This is a genomic window from Pseudomonas sp. SDO55104_S430, assembly GCF_054070595.1.
On record NZ_JBSVXG010000452.1, the window covers coordinates 1 to 1,674 of the forward strand.

The 1,674-nt window shown below is 59.7% G+C and carries 1 protein-coding gene; it reads left to right on the plus strand.

Features of this window, described 5'->3' with window-relative positions; all coding sequences use genetic code 11:
• The first annotated feature begins 254 nt into the window (after positions 1–254).
• Positions 255–1,577: a hypothetical protein gene (locus ACW9JE_RS30615; protein WP_457434889.1), complete on the plus strand. Its 1,323-nt coding sequence runs from the start codon at positions 255–257 to the stop codon at positions 1,575–1,577.
• The last annotated feature ends 97 nt before the right edge of the window (positions 1,578–1,674 follow it).

Genomic DNA, 1,674 nt, shown 5'->3' on the forward strand with positions numbered 1-1,674 from the left:
CGCTCGCGATGGTCGTCAACGATGATGTTGGCTGCCTGACACCCCGCGGTGTTCTGGCATCCATCGCGAGCGTGCTCGCTCCTACAGGGGACGTGTCGTTCTCCGGGGATGAGGGGGTGCCATCACCCTGCCATGCAATCTGGCATGCACAACCAACTAATTGGCAAACAGGCAAAAGGCCAAAAAAAAAGCGGCCCTTAGTATCTAAAAAGACCGCAACCCTGCGCCCCAAGAACAAGAACGGATGTCATGCCATGCTCAAGTCTCCCTTGCTTCGACTTTCCACGCTCGCGCTGATGATCAGTGCCGGGCAGGCCGGAGCTTATGAACTGTACTCAGACAGCGACACTCACCTGAACGCCACGCTGGAAGCGGTGTTCGGGGTTTTCCATAGCCAGGAAAACTACGCGTTGTCGGGTCGTCTCAACGAAGGTTCGTCATCGTGGCGTGAGGGTTACATCAAGTACGGCCTGGCGTTCGACAAAGGCCTGGCCGGTGTCGGCACCGCTTATGGCGCGGCGAATATGCTCAGTTCCGGGACCTGGGGTGACGGCGATGCGGCAGGGTTCAGCGATGGTTCGGAACGCACCACCAAGTTCGAAGATGCCTACCTCGGTTGGCGTTCCAGCGATCTATTCCCGGTGCTGGGCGCCGATGGCATCGACCTGTCGTTCGGTCGACAAAACATCATGGTCGGTGACGGTTTCATCATTAACGGCGATGCGCTGAACATGGGCAAGGGCCTGGCTGACGGCGAGTTCAACCGTGGCGGCGCCTACTGGCTGGCCGCACGCAAGGCGTTCGACGAGACCGCCGTGCTGCGCATCGGCGGCAAGGAAGGCTGGCGTGGCGACCTGATGTGGCTCAAATCCAACAACCGCGCCCAGGCGATGACCGAAATGTATGTCGGCACCCTGGAGCACGTGTCCGAAGCCGGCACCGTGGGCCTGACCTACGTCGACACCACCGATATCGACGAGCAGTACGCCTCGCCGATCCAGCTCGAACGCGACGGCATGAAGACCTACAGCCTGCGCGCCACCGGCAACGCCGGGGTCAAGGACTTGTTCCTCTCCGGCGAATACGCCAAGCAGGACAAGCCTCACACCTCGACCGAAGACGCCTGGTACCTGGAAGCCGGCTGGACCTTTTCCGACGTGAACTGGGCGCCGTATGTCAGCTATCGCTACAGCCGTTTCTCGGAAAACTACGACACCCTGTTCTACGGTTTCAGCCGTGGTTTCGGTACCTGGTTCCAGGGCGAAGTGGCGGGCAACTATGCCGGTCCGTTCAACAGCAATTCGCGCATCCAGCAGGTCAAGTTCACCGTCTCGCCGCTGGAGAACCTGACCGTCGGCGCGATGTACTTCAACTTCGACACCATCGACCGCAACCTGGGCAATACCGACGGTCATGAAACCGATATCTATGCCGAATGGCACGTCAACGATCACCTGAGCATCATGCCGCTGATCGGCCTGTACCAACCGGACAAGAGCGCCGAACAGGGCGGTACGCAACTGGGCAACAACGACAGGAACGTCTACAGCCAAGTGATTTTCGCGTCCACTTTCTAACCTCAAACAGAGCACGCCCCGCCCTTTGTAGCAGCTGGCGCAGCCTGCGTCCGGCTGCGCAGCAGTCGTAAATTCAGGCACTGCGGTCTGTCAGGTA